This is a genomic window from Planctomycetota bacterium (assembly GCA_035574235.1).
Lineage (GTDB): Bacteria > Planctomycetota > MHYJ01 > MHYJ01 > JACPRB01 > DATLZA01.
The window spans coordinates 1-4,696 of the sequence record DATLZA010000031.1 but is presented as its reverse complement, the minus strand read 5'-3'; the positions used below and the strand labels follow the sequence as shown (position 1 = coordinate 4,696).

General features: G+C 68.7%; 5 protein-coding genes. 1 reads left to right on the top strand and 4 read right to left on the bottom strand.

What is annotated here, in order from left to right; translation table 11 throughout:
• Positions 1-349, top strand: a 349-nt coding sequence (locus VNO22_02725; GenBank protein HXG60266.1) for a hypothetical protein, incomplete at its 5' end; no start/stop codon positions are given.
• Here the strand turns inward: VNO22_02725 and VNO22_02720 are convergent.
• The 4 genes from VNO22_02720 to ccsA form a co-directional block, all read right to left on the bottom strand.
• Complete coding sequence (locus VNO22_02720) at positions 343-1,338, bottom strand: dienelactone hydrolase family protein (protein ID HXG60265.1); 996 nt, start codon at positions 1,336-1,338, stop codon at positions 343-345. The two genes, VNO22_02725 and VNO22_02720, sit on opposite strands and share 7 nt — an antisense overlap.
• Before the next feature lie 63 nt (positions 1,339-1,401).
• A complete protein-coding gene (gene hemC, locus VNO22_02715) occupies positions 1,402-2,367 on the bottom strand; it encodes a hydroxymethylbilane synthase (GenBank protein HXG60264.1) in 966 nt (321 codons plus the stop codon).
• Between the two features lie 215 nt (positions 2,368-2,582).
• Positions 2,583-3,866 (bottom strand): glutamyl-tRNA reductase, encoded by a 1,284-nt coding sequence (hemA, locus tag VNO22_02710; protein HXG60263.1) that lies wholly within the window; start codon positions 3,864-3,866, stop codon positions 2,583-2,585.
• Positions 3,867-3,872: 6 nt separating this feature from the next.
• On the bottom strand, positions 3,873-4,696 hold an 824-nt coding region (gene ccsA, locus VNO22_02705), incomplete at its 5' end, for a cytochrome c biogenesis protein CcsA (protein HXG60262.1).

Below are 4,696 nucleotides of genomic sequence, written 5' to 3'. Positions count from 1 at the left end.
GGCGGGCCGACCCTCCGAAACGCCCGCCTCCGCGACGCCCGAACCGCCCGCCGATCCCTCCGCCGCCCAGGAGCTCGAGGCCCGCTGCCGCGAGTACGCCCACGCCTTCAACCGCGGCGACATCACCAAAATCCTCGAATTCTACCACTACGAACCCGCCCAGGAGATCGCCCTGAAGCGAACGATCACCGAGCTCCTCGAAAGCAGGTTCCGCTTCGACAGCCCCCTCTACCTGAAGTCCGCGCGCGTCTCGGGCGACTCGGGAACCGTCACCGTGGTCTCCACCCCGGAAATGACGCTCCACTGGAAAAAAGTGGACGGGACCTGGAAACTCCTGCCCCCTCAGTAGGCCGTCCGCTCGCGCAGGTGCGCGACGAGCTCCTTCACCACCCCGCCGAGCTGAAAGAGAATCGCGTAGTGCCCCCCCTTGATCCAGCGGATCTTCGGCCGCCCCATCGCTTCCCAGAGCCGGACCGCGCACTCGCGCGGCACCACTTCGTCCGACTCGGCGTTGATGAGGAGAACCTCCTCCGTCCGAATCCGTCCCGCGAACGTGCACGGCTCGATTTCCCGCCAGAGCGCCCGCAGCCGATCGGCCGTGTAGCCCGCCTCCTCCAGCGCCCGCTTCTGCTCGGCCGTCTCCCGCGAGCCGTTCAGCACGATCGCCGGAAGATCCCCGCCCCCGATGATGAACACGCTGCGCCCGAAACGATCATCCACCCCCGCCGCCAGACTCCCCAGAATCGCCCCCAGCGATATCCCCACAATCCCCACCCGCGAAGGCTCCACGTCCGGCCGGGACGCCAGCCAGTCCCCCGCCCGCCGCGCGTCCAGCACCGCCTGGCGGACGTTGGCCAGCGTCTCCTCCATGTCGAGCGTCATCAGCCGCCGCCGCCCTTCGCCCTCCCGCGCCCGCCGAGGACCGTAATGCGGCATGTACATCATGAGCGCCGCGATCCCCTCCTCCGCGAGCTTCCCGCAGACGACTTCCAGAAGATCGAAGCTCCCTCCCAGCCAGTGCAGCACCAGCGCCGCCGGACGCCTTCCCCCGCCCCCCTTGGGTTGCCAGTACTTGGCCCAGACGGTGTTGTTGGCCTCGACCGGCCCCCGCACCGGCGACGGGAAGGTGAGCCACCCAAGCGTAAACCGGTCGCTCTCCTTGAGAAACTTAAGCTCCCACGGAAAGTCCTTCTCCGCGATCTCGTAGCGGGACAGAAGCGCCTGAAGGGCGGGATCGGAGGCGGGCCGGAGCGGACGCCCGGGAGCACGGCCCCGCTCCACCCGCCCTTCCTGCGCCAGAAGGAGCGCGCCCAGGACGGCCGCGGCCAGACGGAGCATGAGTCCCCTTTGCAGTTTATACGACGGTAAGGAGACTCGGGAAAGACGTGCGTTACGGGCGCTTCACCGCCGCGGAGCGCGCGCCCCGCCCCGCGGACGAAGCGCCGCCAGAATCTCCCGCGCCCCCATCGAGACGAGCCGCGTCTCGAGAGCCTCGGCCACGCTCCGCGGATCTTCCAGCGTTCCCGTCTGGCTGGCCCGCAGGACGCGCGAGCCGTCCGGCGCCGCCAGACAGGCGTGAAGCGTCAGGAGTCCGTCGTCCGACGGCTCCGCGTACGCCCCCAGGGGCACCTGACATCCCCCCTCCAGCCGCCGCAGCAGCTCCCGCTCCGCCTCCACGCACGCCGCCGTGATCTCGTGATGAACCGCCCGCAGGATTTCGCGAAGTTCCCCGTCCGCCGCGCGCACCTCCACCCCCAGCGCCCCCTGACCCGCCGCCGGCACCACCACGTCCCGCGGCAGGACCTGCGCCGCGATTCCATCCTGCGGATAAAGCCTCCGAAGCCCCGCCGCCGCCACCACGATCCCCGCCAGGGACGACTGCGCGCGCCGCAACTTCTCCAGCCGCGTGTCCAGATTCCCCTTCATCTCCACGAACCGCAGATGCGGATAAAGCGACTTCAGGATCGCCTGCCGCCGGAGACTCGAAGTCCCCACCGCCGACCCCGCCGGAAGCTTCTCGAGCGGAACCGGCGTGCGCCCGATGAAGACGTCCGAAGGATCCGCCCGCTCAAGGACCGCCCCGAGAATCAACCCCTCGGGAAGCTCCGTCGGCAGATCCTTCATCGAATGGACCGCCAGCGCCACCTTGCGCGCCAGGAGCGCCTTCTCGATCTCCTTGACGAACAACCCCTTGCCGCCCCGCCGAAGCGCCGCCGCCGATGTTATCCGATCTCCGGAGGTGCGGATGGGTACGAGGTCGAAATCGAGGCGCGGATGGGCGGCTTTCAGGCGCTCGACAACAAGGCGCGTTTGCGCCAAAGCCAGCGGACTCCCCCGGGTGCCGACCTTGAGCCTGGTTCCCCTCACGGGCTTTTCCCCAGGAAACGTTCCAGGGAGCCAATCGCGAATGCCGAATCCGCGCGCGTTTCCTGCCGGGAAAGGGGCTTCACGGGGGGGATTCCCCGCAATTCGCGATTCGCCTCCTGCCCCCGAACAATTTCCACAAAGTTTCCACAAAAGAGCGCAAGGCCCGGAGCAAACCTCTTATAACACGCCCCCCGCCGCGATGTCAAGATCCAGCCTTAGGATGGATCATCTCCTTTTCTATTGAGGCCGAACAACTTACGAACGAGTTCTACGATCGTATGATGCGACTCCGAGAGCCCCCCGCCGCGAAGCGTCTCCGAGGGGGCGTGAAGCACCTTGTTGATAATCCGGCGCGCGAGTTCTGAAATCTCCTGCTTCTGATTCTCGGAAAGCCCGTTGAGCCGCCCCAACGTGCGGCGAAGCTCTTCGTCGGCAATCGCCTGCAGCCGCTCCCGTACGTTCGCCAAAAGCGCCGTCACGTCCGGCGGCGTGATCTCCTTGAGAAAGACCTGCGTCTCCGCCTCCACCAGCGGCAAACACCGCTCCACCTCCCGCTCCCGCTCCTCCAGGTTCTGCCGCACGATCGATTCGAGGTCGTCAATATTATAGAGGTAAACGTTTTCGATCTCGTTCACCGCCGGATCGACCGTCCGCGGAACCGCGATGTCGATCAAAAACATCGGCTCCTGGCGGCGCGCCTGCATCGCCGCGCGGACCTCGGCGGGCCCGATCGCGTATCCCTCGAACCTCAGGCACGCCAGCACCACGTCCCCCAGAGGAAGCACCCGTGGCAGATCCTCCAGCGCGTAGGCCTTCCCCCCCGTCCGTTCCGCCAGCGCCCGCGCATGTTCGGGCGTCCGGTTGACGACGTGAATGCGGCTCATCCCCCGGTTCCGAAACGCCGCCACCGTCAACTCCCCCGTCTCCCCGGCCCCGAGAACCACGAGCGTCTTGGACGACAGATCCTGGAAAATCTTCTCCGCCATCCGGGCCGCCACCGAGGGAACCGAGACCTGCCGCTCCCCCAGGGCCGTCGTCGAATGCACCCGCTTGGCCACGTACAGGGCGTGCTGGAAAAGCCGGTTGAAGACGGGGCCCGTCGCTCCCGCCTCCTTGGCGGCGAAGTAGGCGTCCTTCACCTGCCCGATAATCTGCGTCTCCCCCACGACCATGGAGTCCAGGCTGGACACCACCCGGAAGAGATGCCGCACCGCATCGGCCCCGTGGTGGCGATAGAGCGCCGGAACGAGCGCTTCGGGCGACACTCCCGGGCGCGCCCCGAGCGCCGCGGCCACCTCCCTCACGCCGGGAGGCTCCCCCTCGTGCACCGCGTACAGCTCCACCCGGTTGCACGTCGAAAGAATCACCAGCTCCCGCGCCCCCAGCCCCTTCTGAAGCGCCGCCAGCGTCGGCGCCAGCGCCGCCCCGTCCACGGCGAGCTTCTCGCGCAGCTCCACCGGGGCCCGCTTGTGGTTGAGTCCCGTGACGGAAATCTCCATGAGCCCCTACCGGAACCGGTGAAGATCGCTCCAGAAGACGCTCGCCCAGAAGTTGATCATGAGCAGGCCGAAGCCCAGCACCGACCCGAGCGCCGTCCGCCGCCCCTTGAACGCCGGCCGCGCGCTCAGAAGCAGGATCCCCGCGTAGGTCAGAAACGTGAGCGTCGTCAGCAGAATCTTCGGGTCCAGCCGGTCGAACTCGCGGCGGTAAAGCTCGCGCGCCTGAAAGTAGCCCACCAGGAGCCCCGCCAGAAGAAGCAGCGCCCCCACCGCCATCGCCCGGACGTTGAGCCGCCGCACCGTCTCGAGCGCCGGCAGGAACCCCAGAATCGAGCCCGCCCCGTGATGCTTAAGCTGGCGGTGCTCGACGAGGTACACGACCCCCGTCACGAACGCCAGCGCGAACGCCCCGTACGACGCCAACGCCACGAGCACGTGAAGAACCGTCCACGTCCCCATCGCGTCCCCCGGCATCGCCGGCCGCCCCGGCGGCGACGACGCCCACAGGGCCAGGGCCAGCGCCGATGTGGCCGCCCCGAGCGGAAGCGTCGCCACCGTCAGAATCGAAAGCCCGCGCGCCCAGTCGAGCGCCAGCGCGGCCGCCACCGACGCCGCCGACAGGAACGCGAAGGCCTCCGCCGCGTCGGCCACGGGCAGGCGTCCGGCCGTGGCGACCTCCCACGCCCCGTGCGCCACGTACGAAAGCACCCCCGCCAGGGCGCACCCCCGCGCCCCGCACAGGCCCCGCGGGTTCCCCGCCCGCAGCGCCCGAAGCGCCGCCGCCGAGCCCGCGGCGTACGCCGCCACGCTCACGATCAGGCTCGCCAGAG